This window comes from Streptomyces sp. NPDC015032 (genome assembly GCF_043080425.1).
Classification (GTDB): domain Bacteria; phylum Actinomycetota; class Actinomycetes; order Streptomycetales; family Streptomycetaceae; genus Streptomyces.
In genome coordinates, this window is sequence record NZ_JBIBVN010000011.1 from 165,610 (window position 1) to 183,952 (window position 18,343).

At 71.1% G+C, this 18,343-nt stretch carries 17 protein-coding genes and 1 pseudogene; 10 read left to right on the top strand and 8 right to left on the bottom strand.

Annotated elements, in window-relative coordinates; genetic code table 11:
- Positions 1 to 156: 156 nt before the first annotated feature.
- Positions 157 to 1,386, bottom strand: coding sequence for an MFS transporter (locus ACF08M_RS18395; RefSeq protein ID WP_392186279.1), 1,230 nt, complete (start codon positions 1,384 to 1,386; stop codon positions 157 to 159).
- A 118-nt stretch (positions 1,387 to 1,504) separates the two neighbouring features.
- Here ACF08M_RS18395 and ACF08M_RS18400 point away from each other — a divergent pair, with 118 nt between their 5' ends.
- Positions 1,505 to 2,185, top strand: a complete 681-nt coding sequence (locus ACF08M_RS18400) for a FadR/GntR family transcriptional regulator (protein ID WP_392186280.1) — start codon at positions 1,505 to 1,507, stop codon at positions 2,183 to 2,185.
- Between the two features lie 135 nt (positions 2,186 to 2,320).
- Here the strand turns inward: ACF08M_RS18400 and ACF08M_RS18405 are convergent, their stop codons facing one another.
- From ACF08M_RS18405 to ACF08M_RS18415, 3 genes are all read right to left on the bottom strand, one after another.
- The gene (locus ACF08M_RS18405; RefSeq protein WP_392186281.1) at positions 2,321 to 2,989 is read right to left on the bottom strand and encodes a DUF6304 family protein; all 669 of its coding nucleotides are present in this window, start codon (positions 2,987 to 2,989) and stop codon (positions 2,321 to 2,323) included.
- Positions 2,990 to 3,223: 234 nt separating this feature from the next.
- On the bottom strand, positions 3,224 to 4,219 hold the full coding sequence (locus ACF08M_RS18410; protein WP_392186343.1) for a family 2 encapsulin nanocompartment cargo protein polyprenyl transferase: 996 nt from the start codon (positions 4,217 to 4,219) through the stop codon (positions 3,224 to 3,226).
- A gap of 190 nt (positions 4,220 to 4,409) precedes the next feature.
- Positions 4,410 to 5,816, bottom strand: a complete 1,407-nt coding sequence (locus ACF08M_RS18415) for a family 2B encapsulin nanocompartment shell protein (protein ID WP_392186282.1) — start codon at positions 5,814 to 5,816, stop codon at positions 4,410 to 4,412.
- Between the two features lie 178 nt (positions 5,817 to 5,994).
- Between ACF08M_RS18415 and ACF08M_RS18420 the strand changes: the two genes are divergently transcribed.
- The 3 genes from ACF08M_RS18420 (at position 5,995) to ACF08M_RS18430 (ending at position 9,057) form a co-directional block, all read left to right on the top strand.
- Positions 5,995 to 6,444, top strand: a complete 450-nt coding sequence (locus ACF08M_RS18420) for an RrF2 family transcriptional regulator (protein ID WP_392186283.1) — start codon at positions 5,995 to 5,997, stop codon at positions 6,442 to 6,444.
- A gap of 113 nt (positions 6,445 to 6,557) precedes the next feature.
- Positions 6,558 to 7,754 carry a globin domain-containing protein gene (locus ACF08M_RS18425; protein ID WP_392186284.1) on the top strand — a complete coding sequence of 399 codons (1,197 nt, stop codon included), beginning with the start codon at positions 6,558 to 6,560 and terminating at the stop codon, positions 7,752 to 7,754.
- Between the two features lie 298 nt (positions 7,755 to 8,052).
- Entirely contained in the window at positions 8,053 to 9,057 is a 1,005-nt protein-coding gene (locus ACF08M_RS18430; protein WP_392186285.1) for a 1-aminocyclopropane-1-carboxylate deaminase/D-cysteine desulfhydrase, read from the top strand.
- On the opposite strand, the gene ACF08M_RS18435 is transcribed toward ACF08M_RS18430, so the two are convergent.
- Positions 9,030 to 10,634, bottom strand: coding sequence for a Na+/H+ antiporter (locus ACF08M_RS18435; RefSeq protein ID WP_392186286.1), 1,605 nt, complete (start codon positions 10,632 to 10,634; stop codon positions 9,030 to 9,032). The genes ACF08M_RS18430 and ACF08M_RS18435 overlap by 28 nt on opposite strands.
- Before the next feature lie 35 nt (positions 10,635 to 10,669).
- On the opposite strand from ACF08M_RS18435, the gene ACF08M_RS18440 reads away from it, so the two are divergent.
- From ACF08M_RS18440 to ACF08M_RS18450, 3 genes are all read left to right on the top strand, one after another.
- Complete coding sequence (locus tag ACF08M_RS18440; protein ID WP_392186287.1) at positions 10,670 to 10,930, top strand: UBP-type zinc finger domain-containing protein; 261 nt, start codon at positions 10,670 to 10,672, stop codon at positions 10,928 to 10,930.
- Positions 10,931 to 11,160: 230 nt separating this feature from the next.
- Positions 11,161 to 11,574 carry an anti-sigma regulatory factor gene (locus ACF08M_RS18445; protein ID WP_392186344.1) on the top strand — a complete coding sequence of 138 codons (414 nt, stop codon included), beginning with the start codon at positions 11,161 to 11,163 and terminating at the stop codon, positions 11,572 to 11,574.
- Positions 11,463 to 12,524 carry an RNA polymerase sigma factor SigF gene (locus ACF08M_RS18450; RefSeq protein WP_392186345.1) on the top strand — a complete coding sequence of 354 codons (1,062 nt, stop codon included), beginning with the start codon at positions 11,463 to 11,465 and terminating at the stop codon, positions 12,522 to 12,524. Before ACF08M_RS18445 ends, ACF08M_RS18450 begins: the two co-directional genes overlap by 112 nt.
- A gap of 123 nt (positions 12,525 to 12,647) precedes the next feature.
- Here the strand turns inward: ACF08M_RS18450 and ACF08M_RS18455 are convergent, their stop codons facing one another.
- Positions 12,648 to 13,049 carry a hypothetical protein gene (locus tag ACF08M_RS18455; protein WP_392186346.1) on the bottom strand — a complete coding sequence of 134 codons (402 nt, stop codon included), beginning with the start codon at positions 13,047 to 13,049 and terminating at the stop codon, positions 12,648 to 12,650.
- A 207-nt stretch (positions 13,050 to 13,256) separates the two neighbouring features.
- On the opposite strand from ACF08M_RS18455, the gene ACF08M_RS18460 reads away from it, so the two are divergent.
- Complete coding sequence (locus ACF08M_RS18460; protein WP_392186288.1) at positions 13,257 to 14,225, top strand: diacylglycerol/lipid kinase family protein; 969 nt, start codon at positions 13,257 to 13,259, stop codon at positions 14,223 to 14,225.
- 315 nt (positions 14,226 to 14,540) lie between these two features.
- Positions 14,541 to 14,798, top strand: coding sequence for a WhiB family transcriptional regulator (locus ACF08M_RS18465; protein WP_003953983.1), 258 nt, complete (start codon positions 14,541 to 14,543; stop codon positions 14,796 to 14,798).
- Between the two features lie 204 nt (positions 14,799 to 15,002).
- Here ACF08M_RS18465 and ACF08M_RS18470 read toward each other — a convergent pair whose 3' ends face one another.
- Complete coding sequence (locus ACF08M_RS18470; protein ID WP_392186347.1) at positions 15,003 to 16,469, bottom strand: histidine kinase N-terminal domain-containing protein; 1,467 nt, start codon at positions 16,467 to 16,469, stop codon at positions 15,003 to 15,005.
- A 355-nt stretch (positions 16,470 to 16,824) separates the two neighbouring features.
- Positions 16,825 to 16,992: pseudogene (locus ACF08M_RS18475) on the bottom strand (glucosamine-6-phosphate deaminase); the annotation flags it as partial.
- A gap of 315 nt (positions 16,993 to 17,307) precedes the next feature.
- On the opposite strand from ACF08M_RS18475, the gene nagB reads away from it, so the two are divergent.
- The gene (gene nagB, locus ACF08M_RS18480) at positions 17,308 to 18,093 is read left to right on the top strand and encodes a glucosamine-6-phosphate deaminase (RefSeq protein ID WP_392186289.1); all 786 of its coding nucleotides are present in this window, start codon (positions 17,308 to 17,310) and stop codon (positions 18,091 to 18,093) included.
- The last annotated feature ends 250 nt before the right edge of the window (positions 18,094 to 18,343 follow it).

Sequence of the window (18,343 nt, forward strand, 5' to 3'; positions counted from 1 at the left end):
TCGCATGCTAGTAGAACAATGGAGGTGCAGTAAAGCCCTGTCGGCACACTGCCGCCCCTGGCCCGGCTTCGACGGCAGGCCGGGGCCCGGCCGCACGGCGCCCCCCGACCGCACGTCGCCCCGGGCCACAGGTCGCCGCCCGGCCGTCCGGCGGGGTCACACGCGGGTTGCCCTCGCCGCGGTGAGAGCAAGCCCGACGAGCAGTTGGAGGGCGGCGAGCACGAGCAGTACGGCGAGGGGCAGTGCCCACCCTTCGGTGGCGGAGTGCAGCAGCCCGACGCCGAAGGGGCCGGCCGACGCAAGGAGGTATCCGGTGCTCTGGGAGAAGGTGGACAGCGCGGCGGTCTCCTGCGCACTCCGGCCGCTCGCCCCGATGATGGCCAGGACCAGCGGAAACGCCCCGAGCCCGAGGCCGGTCAGCACGGCCCAGAGCGCGGGCAGGGCCAGCGGGGCGCACAGCAGGCCGAGATATCCGGCCATCAGCGCGGCACCGACGCCGATGAACGCCAGCCGCAGCCGAAACGCCGTCCCGGTGAGCGGCATCAGGACGAAGGTCGAGGGGACTCCCACGATCAGCGCCAGGCCCAGCATGACTCCGGCCCGGTCGGCACTCATTCCGTGGTCCGACAGAACGGTCGGCAGCCAGCCGATGACCACGTAGCTGTTGAGGGACTGGAGAGCGAAGAACGCGGTCACCAGCAGCCCGAACCGAGTACGTCCAGCACTCCAGGCCGAGACGGCACCGCCGCCCGCCTGCCACACCGCACCCTTCCAGGAATCCGGCCGCAGCGCCCACACCGCGAGCGCGACCAGGGCGGGCAGGGCCCAGGCCGCCAGACCCAGCGTCGGCGTACCGGCAAGGCCGGCGACAGGGACCGCCGTGGCCGCGGCCACGGCCGAGCCGAGTGCCATCGTAGTGGTGTACACCCCGGTCAGCAGGGCCACCCGGCCGGGAAAGTGCGCCTTGACCACCGCGGGCAGCAGGACGTTGCACAGGGCCAGCCCGGCCGCGCCCAGGAGCGTGCCCGCCAGCAGCGCCCCGGTCCGGGGCACCGCGCGCACGGCGAGCCCCGCGGTCAGCGCCAGCAGCGCCAGCAGGACGGCGCGCTCGGCGCCCACCCGCCGAGCCAGCATGGCGCCGGTCGCGCCCACCGCCGCGAAACACAGCGTCGGCAGCGCCGGGACCAGGGAGGCGACAAGGGGACCGAACCCCAGCTGGGCCCGCACCTGTTCCAGCAGCGCGGACGCGCTGCTGATGCTCAGCCGAAGGTTGAAGGCGATCAGGACGACGCCGATCGCGGTCAGCCACGCCGCGCCGGAGCGGGAGAACGGGCGAGCGGGATCCGGAACGGGGCCGGTGTGCGGGGGACGACGGGTCAGCAACATGGCATAAACATAAAACGTCTGACCTTTAACGTCCAACCTTTAGAGGTATGATTGCGCCAGGACCACACCCCATGCCGGGCCACCCGGTCACCGGCCGCCCGACCAGAATGGACTCTCCGTGACTCTCCCCTCCGTCCGCCGCTCGGTGCTGGTCGACGACGTCATCCAGCGCCTGCGTACCGAGATCACCTCGGGAAGGTGGCCGGTGGGGGCCCGCATCCCGACCGAGACGGCGCTCATCGAGCAACTCGGCATCGCCCGGGGAACCCTGCGTGAGGCCACGCGCGCCCTCATCCACGCTGGCCTGCTCCAGGCACGGCAGGGCGACGGCACCTACGTGCGCGCCACCAGCGAACTGTCCGGTGCCATCCAGCGCCTCGGCAGCGAACTGGGCGAGGTCCTCGAAGTGCGCCAGGCCCTGGACGCCCAGGCCGCTCGCCTGGCCGCCGCCCGCATCTCCCCGGAAGCCGTCACCCACCTCGGCGAACTGCTGGCCCGGCGCGCCACCGCCTGGCAGCACCGCGACCGCGACGCATGGATCCAGGCCGACCACGCCTTCCACCAGGCCGTCGCCGACGCCGCGGGCAACGGCCTGCTGGGCGACCTCTACTCCGCCCTCGGCCCGGCCCTGCGCCGTTCCATGGCGACCCACTGGGACGATCACGGCTTCGACGGCGCGGACCGCCGCGGGCACGAGGACCTTCTCGACGCCCTGCGTGCCGGAGATGCCGCCCTCGCCGCCCGCAGCGCCGTCTCCAACATCGACGCGACCGACGACTGGCACGGCACCGGCAACTGACGTAATGGCATCGGGCCGGAAGCGAGCCGGAAGCAGACCGACATGCCCGGCCGACCAGCCGAGCAGCCGACAGCCCGATGGACGGGCCGACGGGCTGACGGACTGGTCGACAACGAACCGGTCGTACGGGGAGGTTCAGGCCAGTTCCAGCGGGAACGCGCCCCGATGCCCCGTACCGGCGCCCCGGTCCGGTCGGGGTTCGTACTCGCGGCAGCTCCAGACCTCCTGGACGAATCCGGTACGCCGGTCCCACAGGTCCAGGACGTCACCCTCGCCGGCCGCCCCGCGGTAGGCGTCCTTGGCGCCCCGGAAGCATGCCAGGCCGCCGGAGAGACCGCGGCGGAGCGCCGGAAAGTAGTCCGAGAAGGCGCAGGCGATACAGGTCTGGAGACGCACGTCGGGCGGCAGGACGCGCTGGATCGTGGCGAGCGCGGACGCGAAGTCGGTCTCGGCGCGGTGGGATCCGTACGCGGCCCCGCCGAACTGCAGCTCCAGGTAGAGATACGGATCGGGGCGGCGCAGCGACAACAGGCAGCTGAGCGTGGCCTGATGGACGGATCCGTCCCAGACGACCGGGAGCGGCAGGTCCCACTCCAGGACGCAGTCGCCCAACACACCGTCCACCAGGGCGAACAGGCCGTCGGCCGGTGGTGTGCCGGCCACCGGGGCGAGGCCGTCGAAGCTTTCGCCCTCGAAGTCGATGCCCCTGATCCGGAGGCGGAGTTGCTGTCCGTCGGTGGTGAGGACGACGGCGTCGGAACCCTGTCGGTCCCGGTACCACCCTGCCCATGACTCATCTGTCATGGGCAGGGACTGTAGCCCGTGCTCATGACAGCCGCGCTGTCGCCCTCCTTTTCGCCTCACGGACCCTGTGACCTCGGCACCTTGCGCCGTTCTCCTCGCTCTCGCCGCCTCGCTCCGGCACCCTTTCTCCGTTCGTCTCCCTCCCCCTTTACCGCTCTCGGCGCACTCGGCTCCCGTCCCCTCTCCGCGTCCCTCCGGTGCCGCCGCCCGTGCCGCTCTGTCTCCTCCCCGGGCTCAGTGCGTCCGGCGGGTGACGAACTCCGCCAGGGTCAGGAGGTCGCCCGCCGCGGCCAGGTCGGGGACCGCCCGCGACAGGTGGTGGACGGCGCGTGCCATCCGGTCCGCGGCGCAGATCTGCGCCCAGTCCCGGCCGCCGGCCCGGTCGACGGCATCGGTGGCGCGGCTCACCTCACCGGGGGTGTTCATCGGTCCCCGGTAGAGCGCGGCGAGTTCGGATGCTGCCGGGGTGCCGGAGGTCAGTGCGGCGACCACGGGCAGGGACTTCTTGTGGGCGACGAGATCCGCCCCGACCGGCTTCCCGGTCTGTGCCGGGTCCCCCCAGATGCCGATCAGATCGTCGATGAGCTGGAAGGCGAGGCCCGACTCCCGGCCGAATCCGTCCATCGCCCCGACCGCCCGTTCCTCCGCGCCGGTGTACAGCGCCCCGAGCGCGCAGGCACAGCCGAGCAGGGCGCCCGTCTTGGCGACGGCCATGGTGAGGCACTCGTCGAGCGAGACCTCGCCCGGGTCACGCTCCTCGAAGGCGCAGTCGGCCTGCTGGCCCGCGCAGAGTTCGATGACACAGGTCGAGAGCCGTGCCGAGGCGCGGGCCGAGGCCGGGTCGCTGTCCTCGGCCAGCAGGCGCTGGGCGAGGGCGAGCAGGGCGTCGCCGGCGATGACCGCGTCCGGGACGCCGAAGACCGCCCAGGCCGTGGGCCGGTGCCGACGGGTCCGGTCCTCGTCGATGACGTCGTCGTGCAGCAGGGTGAAGTTGTGGACCAGTTCCACGGCGACGGCTGCCCGTACCGCCCGTTGCGGGTCGCCGCCCAGCGCCCGGGCGGCGGCGAGGACGAGGGCGGGCCTGATCGCTTTGCCCGCCCCTCCAAACAACGGTGTGCCGTCGGCCCGCTGCCAGCCGAAGTGGTACATCGCGACGCGGCGGATCGATCCGGGCAAGGAGTCGACGGCGGCGCGCAGTTCGGGATCGACGAGGGTCCTGGTCTGCTCCAGGAGGGCCGGGGCCTCCTGGGCCCGCGGGGCGAGGGCGGCCGGGTCGTCGTCGCCCGGTGCGCGGGGTGTGGGTGGTTGGAGTGCGTGGTGGGTCTTCACTGGGGCGTCCTCCCGAGGCCGCCCCGGGCACGGCTGCCCGGTGGCGGAGGTTGACGGGGGCCCGGACTCTGCCGTCCGGGCCCCCGAGCGGCTACCGCCAGCGGCTGACCTCGACGTTTTCCAGTACGCCGAGGGCGTCCGGTACGAGGATGGCCGCGGAGTAGTAGGCCGTCACCAGGTAGGAGATGATCGCCTGCTCGTCGATGCCCATGAAGCGCACTGACAGACTGGGCTCGATCTCGTCGGGGATGCCGGTCTGCTGGAGTCCGATGACGCCCTGCTCGTCCTCCCCCGTCCTCATGCAGATGATCGATGTGGTCCGGGCGTCGGTGACGGGGATCTTGTTGGACGGGAAGATCGGTACGCCCCGCCAGGCCGGCACGTGGTGTCCGCCGACGTCCACGCTCTCCGGCACCAGACCGCGCTTGTTGCATTCGCGGCCGAACGCGGCGATGGCCCGCGGGTGGGCGAGGAACAGCTTGGAGCCCCGGCGGCGGGAGAGCAGTTCGTCCATGTCGTCGGGGCTGGGCACCCCGTCGTGCGGCTGGAGGCGCTGCCCGTAGTCGCAGTTGTTGAGCAGACCGAACTCCCGGTTGTTGATCAGCTCGTGCTCCTGGCGCTCGCGCAGCGCCTCGACCGTGAGCCGCAACTGCTGCTCGGTCTGGTTCATCGGCTGGTTGTAGAGGTCGGCGACCCGGCTGTGGACCTTCAGCACGGTCTGGGCGACGCTCAGTTCGTACTCGCGCGGCGCCGCCTCGTAGTCGACGAACGTGTGCGGGACGACGGCTTCGCCGACATGACCGGCGGAGAGGTCGATCGCCGCCTCGCCGTACTTGTTGGTGCGCTGCTGCGGGACGCTGAGCAGCCCGGTGAGGTGGGCGCGGAGCGAATCGGCGCGCTCGGCGAGGTTCAGCACATCGGCCCGGCTCAGCGTCAGCACCGTGCAGGCGGTGACGGCGCGGGCCGTGTACTCCCAGACCGCGTCGCCGTCGAGCAGGGCGTGGTCGCCGAAGTAGGCCCCGTCGGCGTGGACCCCGAGGACCGTCTCGTCCCCGTACGGGCCGGTGCCGACCTTCTCGACCTTGCCGTGCGCCAGCAGGAAGACGCGGTCCGCCGCGTCCCCGGCGGAGGCCAGCGACTGGCCGGCCGCGATGTCGCGCTGCTCACACCGCCGGGCCAGCTCACCGAGCACCTCCTCGTCGCCGAACTCCCGCAGGGCGGGGAGCTCTCCGAGCTCGGCGGGGATGACGGAGACCCGGTCGCCGGTCTGCACGAAGGTCACCCGGCCGTCCCCCACCGAGTAGCTCAGCCTGCGGTTCACCCGGTACGTGCCGCCCTGCACCTGCACCCATGGCAGCATCTTCAGCAGCCACCGCGAGGTGATCTCCTGCATCTGCGGAGCGGACTTGGTGGTCGTCGCGAGGTTCCGCGCCGCCGCCGTGCCCAGACTCTGCTGCGGCGGCACCGGTGCGTTCTGAACCTCTTCACCAACGGACATCTGACGCCCTCTCGATCACTGGTTGGCCTGCGCGAAGAAGCCTTTCAGCACGGAGAGTCGGCACACCATTACACAAATGAGTGTGATTAATCGGCCTTTGGGCTGGGCACAACGCTCGGCGATGCCCGCGGACGACGTTAATTTGCATACCTGATGCAACTTATCTAGCGTGACCGTCATGCGGCTGACGAGATTCACCGACGTGGCGCTGCGCGTACTGATGCGCCTCGCCGTCGTGAAGAGCGAGGACCCGCCGACCACCCGGGAGGTGGCGGCGACCATGCAGGTGCCGTACACCCATACCGCGAAGGTCGTCGCCAAGCTCCAGCACCTCGGCCTCATCGAGGCACGCCGGGGCCGCGGCGGCGGGCTCAGCCTCACCGCAGCGGGCCGCTCCGCCTCGATCGGCGGACTCGTGCGGGAGCTGGAGGGGCCCGGCGACGTCGTCGAGTGCGAGGGCGCCACCCCCTGCCCCCTCCGCTCGGCCTGCCGACTGCGCGGCGCCCTGCGCCAGGCGGAGGAGTCCTTCTACGCGACACTCGACCCGATCACGGTCGCCGAACTCGTCGCCTCTCCCACCGGCCCCCTGCTGATCGGCATCAGCAGCAGCCGCCCGGCGCCCGACTGAGCCGCACCCCCTCCCGACACCCCACTCCCCTCGCACCACGGGTGCCCTCACCCGGTTTCACTGTGCCCAAAAATACGAATCTAAGATTCCAATTCTAGAATCAGGAGTCACCGATGCTCTCCGAGACGTCGACCGCCACTGTCCGTGCCACCCTCCCCGCCGTGGGAGCGGCCATCGGAGACATCGCCGATCTCTTCTACCGCAAGCTCTTCGACGCCCACCCCGAGCTGCTGCGCGACCTGTTCAACCGCGGCAACCAGGCGTCCGGCGCCCAGCGCCAGGCCCTTGCGGGCTCCATCGCCGCCTTCGCGACCCAGCTGGTCGAACACCCGGACACCCGCCCCGACGTGATGCTCGGCCGGATCGCCCACAAGCACGCCTCGCTCGGCGTCACCGCCGCGCAGTACGACATCGTGCACACCCATCTGTTCGCCGCCATCGCCGAAGTGCTCGGCGACGCGGTCACCCCGGAGGTCGCCGCCGCCTGGGACGAGGTCTACTGGCTGATGGCGGGCGCCCTGATCTCGATCGAGGAGCGGCTGTACGCGCAGCAGGGCGTCGTCGCGGGCGACGTGTGGCGCGAGTGGGAGGTGACCGCCCGGATCGAGGAGACGGCCGATGTCGCCACCTTCCAGCTCCGCCCGGCGGACGGCGCGCCCGCCCCCGCCTTCCGCCCCGGCCACTACGTCTCCGTACAGGTGGAACTCCCCGACGGCGCCCACCAGATACGCCAGTACAGCCTCTCCAGCGCCCCCGGCTCGCCGGTGCGCTCGATCACCGTCAAGCGGGTGCACGGCGGCGGCTCGCCCGACGGCGAGGTCTCCCGTCATCTGCACGCCGAGGTCGGCGCCGGCGACCGGCTGCGGGTCTCCGCCCCGTACGGCGACCTCGTGCTCGACTCCGCCGACTCCCCGCTCCTGCTCGCCTCCGCGGGCATCGGCTGCACCCCGATGCTCTCGATGCTGGAGCACCTCGCGGCAACCGGCCACCGCGCCCCGGTCACCGTCGTGCACGCCGACCGCTCCCCCGCCACCCACGCGATGCGCACCGACCACGCCCTGCTCACCGGCAAACTCGCCGACGCCACCGCGCACTTCTGGTACGAGGACCCGGAGCCCGGTCACCCCGCCGACCGCACCGGGCGGGTCGACCTGAGCGATCTCGTGGTCACCCCCGGCACCCACGCCTACCTCTGCGGCCCGCTGCCCTTCATGCGGGCGGTACGTACCCAGCTGCTGGCCAAGGGCGTCCCCGCGGCCGACATCCACTACGAGGTGTTCGGCCCCGACCTGTGGCTCGCCCAGGACTGACACCGGCCCACCGCCCCCGGAGCCGACCGGCCCGCCGTGCCACGGGGTGATCCGGACAAAAGTCCCTACGGCGGGGCCGGTCACGCCGGACTCGGCGGCGACGACGCATCACGCGCCGTCGCCGCCGAGAAGCGCCTCCCGTCCGACAACGAGGCCGGCACCGTCGGGAACCGGCACCGACGGGAACCGGCACCTCTACGGCTGCGCGTGCGAGAACCCCGGGGACGGCAAGGACCGAAGCGACCCGCACCCGCCCCCTCCCCGGCAACGCCCGCTGCAGCACGACGACAATGGCGGCATGCCTTCCGAAGCGCTCGATCTCTCCCGCCTGCGACCGGTGCTCCCCTCACCCCTGCAACCGGCCGAGGACGACCGCTTCGCGCGCCACGGCGTACGGCTGCTGCTCAAGCGCGACGATCTGATCCACCCCGATCTCCCGGGCAACAAGTGGCGCAAGCTCGCCCCCAACCTGCGGGCCGCCGCCGGGCGGACCGTGCTGACCTTCGGCGGCGCCTACTCCAACCATCTGCGGGCCACCGCCGCCGCCGGGCGGCTGCTCGGGTTCCCCACCGTCGGGGTCGTACGCGGTGACGAACTGGCCGGCCGCCCGCTCAACCCCTCGCTCGCGCAGTGCGCCGCCGATGGAATGACCCTGCACTTCGTGGACCGTACGACGTACCGCGCGAAGGCCGGTCCCGAGGTCCTGGCGGGGTTGCTGAGCGCCTTCGGGGAGTGCTGCGTCATTCCGGAGGGCGGCAGCAACGCCCTGGCCGCACAGGGCTGTACGGAGCTGGGCCACGAGCTGCGCGGACGGTCCGATGTGGTCGCGGTGGCCTGCGGTACCGGTGGCACGCTCGCCGGGCTCGCCGCCGGCCTCGCACCGGGGCAGCGCGCCCTCGGCATCCCGGTACTGCGCGGCGGCTTCCTCGGCGACGCGGTACGGGAACTGCAGCGGGAGGCGTTCGGCGGGCCTGCCGGGTCGTGGTCCCTGGACGAACGCTTCCACTTCGGCGGCTACGCCCGTACGACCCCGCAGCTGCACGCCTTCGCGGACGACTTCGAGCAGCGGCACGGACTGCCCGTGGAGCGGCTCTACGTCGCCAAGCTGCTGTACGCGCTCACCGCGCTGGCCGAGGAGGGTGCGTTCCCGGCGGGCACCACGGTCGCGGCCGTGGTCACGGGCCGGCCGGACTCCGTACCCCCGGCGTCGGCAGGCGGGCCGGCCCCGGCGTCGGCCACCACCCGACGCGCCGGCCTTCCTTCCGACGCGCCCGGTCAGGGCGGGCCCGACTCCTCCCGGTAGGCCGCCGCCTCCTCCAGGTCGAGCCGTCTGAGCAGCTTGCGGAGCATCTCGTCGTCGATCCGCCGCTCGTCCCGCAGCCGCACGAAGACCTCGCGCTCGGCGTCGATCATCTCCCCGGCCAGGCGCCGGTACGTGTCGTCCGCCGACTCCCCGGTCACCGGATTGGCCGCGCCCAGCCGCTCCCACACCGCATTGCGACGGCGTTCCAGGACGGCGCGCAGCCGGTCGGTGAGCGGTCCCGGCAGAGCGTTGCGCCGGTCGTCGAGCAGCTCCACCAGACGCACCTCGGCAGCCCCGGACGCCTCGCTCTGCGCCTGCGCCTCGGCCAGTGTCTCCGCCGTCACGTCGCGCCCGGGAAGCCTCAGGACGCGCACCAGCAACGGCAGGCTGAGCCCCTGGACGACGAGGGTGCCGATGACGGTGGTGAAGGTCAGGAACAGCACCAGGTTGCGGGCCGGGAAGGCCGCCCCGGCGGTCGTGGCCAAGGGGATGGAGAAGGCGATGGCGAGCGAGACGACCCCGCGCATGCCGGCCCAGCCGACGATCAGCGGCCCCCTCCAGGTCGTCCCCGGCTCGCGCTCCCTGATCCGCCGCGACAGCCACCGGGGCAGATACGTCGCCGGGTAGACCCAGATGAAGCGGACGACGACCACGGCGAGGAACACGGCGACCGCGTACCAGAGGGCGTCCGCCACCGCGTACGTGCCGAGCCCCCTCAGTACGAAGGGCAGCTGGAGCCCGATCAGCGCGAAGACCGCGGACTCCAGGATGAACGCGACCATCTTCCACACGGCCGCCTCCTGGAGCCGGGTCGCGAAGTCCACCTGCCAGGACCGGTGCCCCAGATAGAGCGCGACGACGACCACGGCGAGCACCCCGGAGGCGTGCACGCGCTCGGCAGCCGCATACGCCACGAAGGGGATCAGCAGCGACAGCGTGTTCTGGAGCAGGGCCTCCTTGAGGTGCGTACGGAGCCAGTGCAGCGGCACCATCAACGCCAGGCCGACCGCGACACCGCCGACCGCGGCGAGGAAGAATTCACCGATCCCGGCGCCCCAGCTCATGCCCTCGCCGACGGCGGCGGCGAGCGCCACCTTGTAGGCGGTGATCGCGGTGGCGTCGTTCACCAGGGACTCGCCCTGCAGGATCGTCGTGACGCGGCCGGGCAGCCCGACCCGGCGGGCGATCGCGGCGGCCGTGACCGCGTCCGGCGGGGCGACGACCGCGCCGAGCACCAGCGCGGCGGTGAGGGGCAGGTCGGGCACGAGGCGGTACGCCAGCCAGCCGACCGCGACGGTCGCGAAGAGGACGTAGCCGACGGAGAGCAGCGCGATGGGCCGGAGATTGGCCCGCAGATCGAGGTACGAGCTGTCCACGGCCGCCGTGTAGAGCAACGGAGGCAGCAGCAGCGGCAGCACGATGTGCGCGTCCAGGGTGTACGTCGGCACCCCCGGCAGGTACGAGGCGACCAGCCCCGCCGCGACCAGCAGCAGGGGGGCCGGTACGGGGGTGCGGCGCGCGGCCCCCGCCACGGCCGCACTCGCAGCAACCAGTGCCACCAGCGGCAATGCATCCATCTCACGGTCCTCGCATCCGTCGTAACCTGACAATCATGAATGAATGTCCGCACGTGTCAGAACTGCCGCGCCCCGAACCGGCCCCGCTCAGCGGGACCTGTCTCGGCTGCCTCGCGGCGGGGAGCCACCCGGTGCAGCTGCGGCTCTGTCTGATCTGCGGCCACGTCGGCTGCTGCGATTCCTCCCCCTTGCAGCATGCGACCGCGCACTTCAAGGAGACCGGCCATCCGGTGATGCGGAGCTTCGAACCGGGCGAGAACTGGCGCTGGTGCTTCGAGGACGGTTCGATCGTCTGACGTCTGGGTACGTCAAACCGGCGCCGGTTGTTCGTAATTGACCGCCGCAGACCCCTACCCACCCTGTGTACTCATGGGCCTACCATGAGTGACAGTCATGGGTTGGGGCCTGGCGACACGGCATCATGGATCGCGATAGCGTCGCCGGGCCAGAACCGAAGACGTACCGCATGGCTCCGGGGCACCCTTCCCGGATCCTCGAAAGAGTTTGTGCCACCTTGGAGGTGAGGGTGTCCCAGATCGCAGGCGAACCCGGGAATCAGGACTTCGTAGAGGTCCGACTGCCCGCTGCGGGTGCCTACCTGTCGGTGCTGCGTACGGCCACGGCCGGCCTCGCAGCGCGCTTGGACTTCACCCTCGACGAGATCGAGGATCTTCGTATCGCGGTCGACGAGGCCTGCGCGATCCTGCTTCAGCAGGCCGTGCCGGGCTCCGTCCTCAGCTGCGTCTTCCGGCTCATCGAGGATTCTCTCGAGGTGACGGTGTCGGCGCCGACGACGGACGGCCGGGCGCCGGAACGCGACACCTTCGCCTGGACGGTGCTCTCCGCACTGGCCGGGAAGGTGGACTCCACGGTGGCCGACGACCGTACGGTCAGCATCAGCCTGTACAAACAGCGCGGCGCGGGACCCGGGCCGGCGTGAGCAACGGGAACGGGGACGGTCCTGTGCGGGACGAGACGATGCGACCAGGGGTGGTGCGGGCAGCAGACATCCCGGAGCAGCAGGCCCTGCCCCATCCGGCGGACGGGGCGGACGGGCCTGCGGGCCGTACGGTCGCGGTGGAGCAGTCGCAGGCGGAGCGGGCGGGCCAGATGAGCGAGCACGGGCACCACGATCCACATGACCGCAGCGGGGCGCGGGCGCTGTTCATCGAACTGCGCAGCCTTCCCGACGGGTCGGCAGAGAAGGCGGAGCTGCGCAATCAGCTGGTGCGGATGCATCTGCCGCTCGTGGAGCATCTCGCCCGCCGGTTCCGCAACCGCGGCGAGCCGCTGGACGATCTGACCCAGGTCGCCACGATCGGCCTGATCAAATCGGTCGACCGGTTCGACCCGGACCGCGGCGTCGAGTTCTCGACGTACGCGACCCCGACGGTCGTCGGCGAGATCAAGCGTCACTTCCGCGACAAGGGCTGGGCGGTCCGGGTGCCGCGCCGGCTCCAGGAGCTGCGCCTCTCGCTCACCACGGCCACCGCCGAACTCTCCCAGCAGCACGGCCGCTCGCCGACGGTGCACGAGCTCGCGGAGCGGCTGGGCATCTCCGAGGAAGAGGTCCTGGAGGGCCTGGAGTCGGCCAATGCGTACAGCACGCTCTCGCTGGACGTGCCGGACACGGACGACGAGTCCCCGGCGGTCGCGGACACACTGGGCTCCGAGGACGAGGCGCTGGAGGGCGTCGAGTACCGGGAGTCGCTCAAGCCGCTGCTGGAGGACCTGCCGCCGCGCGAGAAGCGGATCCTGCTGCTGCGCTTCTTCGGCAACATGACCCAGTCGCAGATCGCGCAGGAGGTCGGCATCTCGCAGATGCACGTCTCGCGGCTGCTGGCCCGCACACTGGCGCAGCTGCGCGAGCGGCTGCTCGTCGAGGAGTAGGACGCGGGGCCGGTGCGGGCGCGCGGGACGGCGGGAGCGTCTGCGCCCGTACGTCCCCGCCCGTACGCACGAGGCGGAACGGCCGGGTTCGCGACCGCCTCATCCGGCGCCCGGGCATCCGGCTCAGGCGTCCGGCGTGGTGCCGGGTGCGGTGCCCGTCGTCGTGCCGGGACGGCGGATGCCGAGCGCCTCGATCGTCGTCGGCCTGACCAGCTGGTAGAACGCCGTCAGGACCACCGCGGCAAGGACGATCCCGGCCGGGATCAGCGCACCGTGGGACCGCAGCAGCGTCCAGGCCACCGGGAGCGCGATGATCTGCGTGATGAGCGCGGGGCCGCGGCTCCAGCTGCGCCGCCGCAGCAGGCCACGCGCGGCGATCAACGGGATCAGGCCGAGCGCGATCAGCGTGAGGCCGCCCATCTCCGCCTGCTGCGAGCTCTCCGGGCGCCCGAACAGCCCCATGACCAGCATGTAGATCCCGCCGCCGACGAGCGCCGCCCCCTCCAGGGCGGTGAGCCCGGCCACCAGGGTGATCCTGCTCGGCTTCGCCGGTCCGGCCGACGGCAGAGGCGACGAGGAGGGCGTGTTCTGCTGAGTACTCACCCTTGCAGGTTGGCATCCCGGCCCCGCGAAAGCGAAGCCGGGGTGGGAACGAGCCCGGTCCGTCACCGAGCGTGAAGGCTATGGGGCAGGACTTCAGAGCGATACCGTGCGGTAGGTAGTCTGGCGGTCATGCGCGCACTCCTCGTGGTCAATCCAGCTGCTACCACCACCAGTGCGCGGACGCGTGACGTCCTGATCCACGCGCTGGCCAGCGAGATGAAGCTGGAGGCCGTGACCACGGAGTACCGGGGCCATGCCCGGGACCTGGGGCGGCAGGCCGCGGATGCCGACGACATCGACCTGGTGGTCGCCCTGGGCGGTGACGGCACGGTCAACGAGGTGGTCAACGGCCTGCTCCACAACGGCCCCGACCTGCACAACCTGCCGAGCCTCGCGGTGGTTCCCGGCGGCTCCACCAATGTCTTCGCGCGCGCCCTGGGCCTGCCCAATGACGCGGTGGAGGCGACCGGCGCGATCCTGGACGCACTGGCCAACCGCACCGAACGTACGGTCGGCCTCGGGCTGGCGGCCGGCACCCCCGGCACCGAGGACGAGTCGGTTCCCGGGCGCTGGTTCACTTTCTGCGCCGGGCTCGGATTTGACGCGGGCGTGGTCGGCCGAGTCGAACAACAGCGCGAACGCGGTAAGCGTTCGACCCATGCCCTGTACGTACGGCAGGTGGTCCGGCAGTTCCTGGAAGAGCCGCACCGCAGGCATGGCGCGATGACCCTGGAGACCCCCGGACAGGACCCGGTCACCGACCTCGTGCTGTCCATAATTTCCAACACGGCCCCCTGGACCTACCTGGGGAATCGCCCCATGTACGCATCCCCGAAGGCCACCTTCGACACCGGCCTGGACGTGCTCGGACTGAAGCGGCTGTCCACTCCGGCGGTCGCCCGTTACGGCACCCAGCTGCTCACTTCCAGCCCCGAGAAGGGACCTCGCGGCAAGCACGCGGTTTCACTTCACGACCTCACGGACTTCACCTTGCATTCAAAGGCGCCGCTCCCCTTCCAGATGGACGGTGACCACCTGGGAGTGCGCACCAGTGTGACGTTCACAGGCGTACGCCGTGCACTGCGTGTGATTGTGTGAGTGGAAGGGACCAAAGTCCTTCAACTCGAACGTTTGGGCTGGACTCCACCCCATGGAAGTACGGCTGTGACCTAGTCGACACCGAGGAATCAAAAAAAACTTTCCAGAAGGGGTTGTATCCGCCGCTGAGGTTTGCGAATCTCTACATGGCGATCGGGACGGCGCAACAACAGCCTCCACTGAGAGCCAGAACCCCTCCTCACTTGCACAGGACCACAACCAGTTCATCTGGGCGTCGGCTCGTCACCTGCGGGGGGATTCGTGAAAGCGTTCACATTCACAAGCACAGTGTAATACCAAGGAGAGGTAGCAGCCATGGACTGGCGTCACAACGCCGTTTGTCGTGAGGAAGACCCCGAGCTGTTCTTCCCCATCGGCAACACCGGTCCTGCGCTGCTGCAGATCGAGGAAGCCAAGGCCGTCTGCCGCCGCTGCCCCGTCATGGAGCAGTGCCTGCAGTGGGCGCTCGAGTCCGGCCAGGACTCCGGCGTCTGGGGTGGCCTCAGCGAGGACGAGCGCCGCGCAATGAAGCGCCGTGCGGCTCGCAACCGGGCGCGTAACGCCAGCGCCTGATCCGACGCCACCGCTACGAGCCTCAGCCAGGCGGCGCGTACAGAGCGTACGCACAACCCCGCCCCCCGAGTCGCAGCGCGCAGTACCCCCGAAGCGCACGCTTGAACAGTGAGCCCGGACCGTGATCACGGTCCGGGCTCACTGCTGCGCTCGTTCCGGCCGGACGGCTGTGCTCGTTCCGGCCGGACGACCTGGCGGGAGGGGCTACTTCTCGGTGCGGACCGGGATATCGAGGACGACCCGGGTACCTCGCCCAGTGGCCGGGACCATTCCGAAGGTTCCGCTCAACTCGCCCTCCACCAGCGTTCTCACGATCTGGAGCCCCAGATTGCCGGCATGCTGCGGGTCGAAACCCTCGGGCAGGCCGCAGCCGTCGTCCTGAACGGTGATCAGCAGCCGCGCCTCGACGGAGGAGCCACCGCGCACCGCCGACACCTCCACCGTGCCGGACTCGGCGAGGGTGAAGGCGTGTTCCAGGGCGTTCTGCAGAACTTCGGTGAGCACCATCGCGAGCGGTGTGGCCACTTCGGCATCGAGTATGCCGAAGCGGCCCGTACGCCGGCAGGTGACCTTGCCCGGGGAGATCTCGGCGACCATCGCGATGACCCGGTCGGCGATCTCGTCGAACTCCACCCGCTCGTCCAGATTCTGGGACAGCGTCTCATGGACGATGGCGATCGAACCGACGCGCCGTACCGCCTCGTTGAGCGCCTCGCGGCCCTGCGCCGAGTCCATCCGACGGGCCTGGAGCCGCAACAGGGCGGCAACGGTCTGGAGGTTGTTCTTCACCCGGTGGTGGATCTCCCGGATGGTGGCGTCCTTGGTGATCAACTCCCGCTCGCGGCGGCGCAGTTCCGTGACGTCCCGGAGGAGGACCAGGGAGCCGATCCGGACCCCCTTGGGCTTGAGCGGGATCGCCCGGAGCTGGATCACCCCGCCCGCGCATTCGACCTCGAACTCTCGGGGCGCGTAACCGCTGGCGAGTTTGACGAGGGCCTCGTCGACCGGGCCGCGGGAGGGGGCCAGTTCGGCGGTGATCCCGCCGAGGTGCTGGCCGACCAGGTCGGAGGCGAGGCCGAGGCGGTGGTACGCGGAGAGGCCGTTGGGGCTGGCGTACTGGACGACCCCGTCGGCGTCGAGCCTGATCAGCCCGTCGCCGACGCGCGGCGACGCGTCCATCTCGACCTGCTGGCCGGGGAACGGGAAGGTCCCGGCGGCGATCATCTGGGCCAGGTCGGAGGCCGACTGGAGGTAGGTGAGCTCCAGCCGGGACGGCGTCCGTACGGTCAGGAGGTTGGTATTGCGGGCGATGACGCCGAGGACCCGGCCCTCCCGGCGCACCGGGATGGACTCGACCCGGACCGGAACCTCCTCGCGCCACTCCGGGTCGCCCTCGCGCACGATCCGGCCCTCGTCCAGCGCCGCGTCCAGCAGCGGGCGGCGGCCGCGCGGCACCAGGTGTCCGACCATGTCGTCCTGGTAGGAGGTGGGGCCGGTGTTGGGCCGCATCTGGGCCACGGAGACATAGCGGGTGCCGTCGCGGGTGGGGACCCACAGCACGAGGTCGGCGAAGGAGAGGTCGGAGAGCAGCTGCCACTCCGACACCAGCAGATGCAGCCACTCCAGGTCGGTGTCACCGAGGGCTGTGTGCTGGCGGACGAGGTCGTTCATGGAGGGCACGTGTGCGAGCGTACCCGCGGTCGGGCGGGGGTTCCGAACCGAACGGTCCGGCCGTACGTGCAAGGGGAGGGCGCCGTAAATTGCCGTGCTCCGATGGATGGACACGGCGAATGGTCTAGTCCACAATACTGTACGACAGAGCTTCCACTCTCCCCGCACAGGAGAGTGGATCGAGGTACCCGCGCTCTCTGCCCTGACCGCGCAGGTGCCTCTCCCCGGCCGGGGGCACCGCACACCGCCGGCCGAGCAACTCCGGGCTGCGGTGCCGGACGGGCCGAGGGTCCCGTCCCGGCGCCGCGGCCCGCGGGTGTTCCCAGAGGGCCGCGCACCCCCGTGATCAGCGCGGTCAGCGGGTCGCGGTGACCTCGGCCGGTGCGCGGGGAGTGTCCAGGCCCTGACCGCGGGCGATCACCACCCGGTACGCCGGCATCGGCAGCGGCAGGATCTCCAGGATCGGCCGGACCTCCTCGGCGACCCCGGCCGTCGGCAGCACGTAACCCGCCGAGGCCGCCTCCGCCCGGGCTTCGGCGCCGAGGATGCGGCGCAGCGCCGCGGGCCGTCCGGCCATCTCACCGGACATGGTCCGACCCGGCCGTTCACTCTCCCCCGCGGAATACGCGGCGGCCCTGTCGAGTACCTCCCGGGGATGTTCCGGTGCGTCAGGGACACCGTTCGCCCCAGTCGGCCACGGGATCCGGACAGCCACCGCCGGGGTGCGGCCGGGACGGGTGCGGCCTGCCGTGCCCGCGTTACCCGGTTCTGCTAGATTGGACCACGATTGGTCTATACCACATATCGAGATACGACTCCTCAGATCGGCAGGCCCCGCGTGGAAGTTGTCATCGTCCCGGACGCCAAGGCAGGCGGCGAACTCATCGCAGAGGCCATCGGCGCCCTGCTGAGCCGCAAGCCAGACGCCCTTCTCGGCGTTGCCACGGGCTCTACTCCGCTGCCCATCTACCAGGCGCTGGCGGCCAAGGTCCGCTCCGGCGCCGTGGACGCCTCGCGCGCCCGCATCTGCCAGCTCGACGAGTACGTCGGACTGCCGGCGGGCCACCCCGAGTCCTACCGCTCCGTGGTGCTGCGCGAGGTCATCGAACCGCTCGGCCTGTCCGAGGCGTCCTTCATGGGTCCCGACGGCTCCGCCGAGGACATCCCGGCCGCCTGCCAGGCGTACGACAGGGCGCTCGCCGAAGCCGGCGGGGTGGACCTGCAGCTCCTCGGCATCGGTACCGACGGGCACATCGGCTTCAACGAGCCGTGCTCCTCGCTCGCCTCGCGTACCCGGATCAAGACGCTCACCGAGCAGACCCGGGTCGACAACGCGCGCTTCTTCGACGACGACATCACGCAGGTGCCGCACCATGTGATCACCCAGGGCATCGGCACGATCCTGGAGTCCCGCCACCCGATCCTGCTCGCGACCGGCGAGGGCAAGGCGGACGCCGTGGCGCGGACGGTGGAGGGGCCGGTGGCCTCCATCGTGCCCGCCTCCGCGCTGCAGCTGCATCCGCACGCGACGGTGGTGGTGGACGAGGCCGCGGCGTCGAAGCTGACGCTGGCGGACTACTTCCGCGCCACGTACGCGTCGAAGCCGCTGTGGCAGGGACTCTAGGTCTCTCGTCCGGATCAGGCCGGTCTCCCCGCGGCGCGGGTCCGGCCTGATCCGAACGGACGTCCCCGGCCGTCGTCCCGGACATGGCGAGAGGGCCGGGGCACCCGTGGTGGGTGCCCCGGCCCTCTCACGTACCGCGGTGGTGCTCGTCCTCGACCGCCGGACGGGACCGTCCGGCCCCGCGCCGCGGGGAGACGCGGACGCGTGGACAGATGTCTCACGCACCGGACGGGCATGGGCGCGGCCGGGC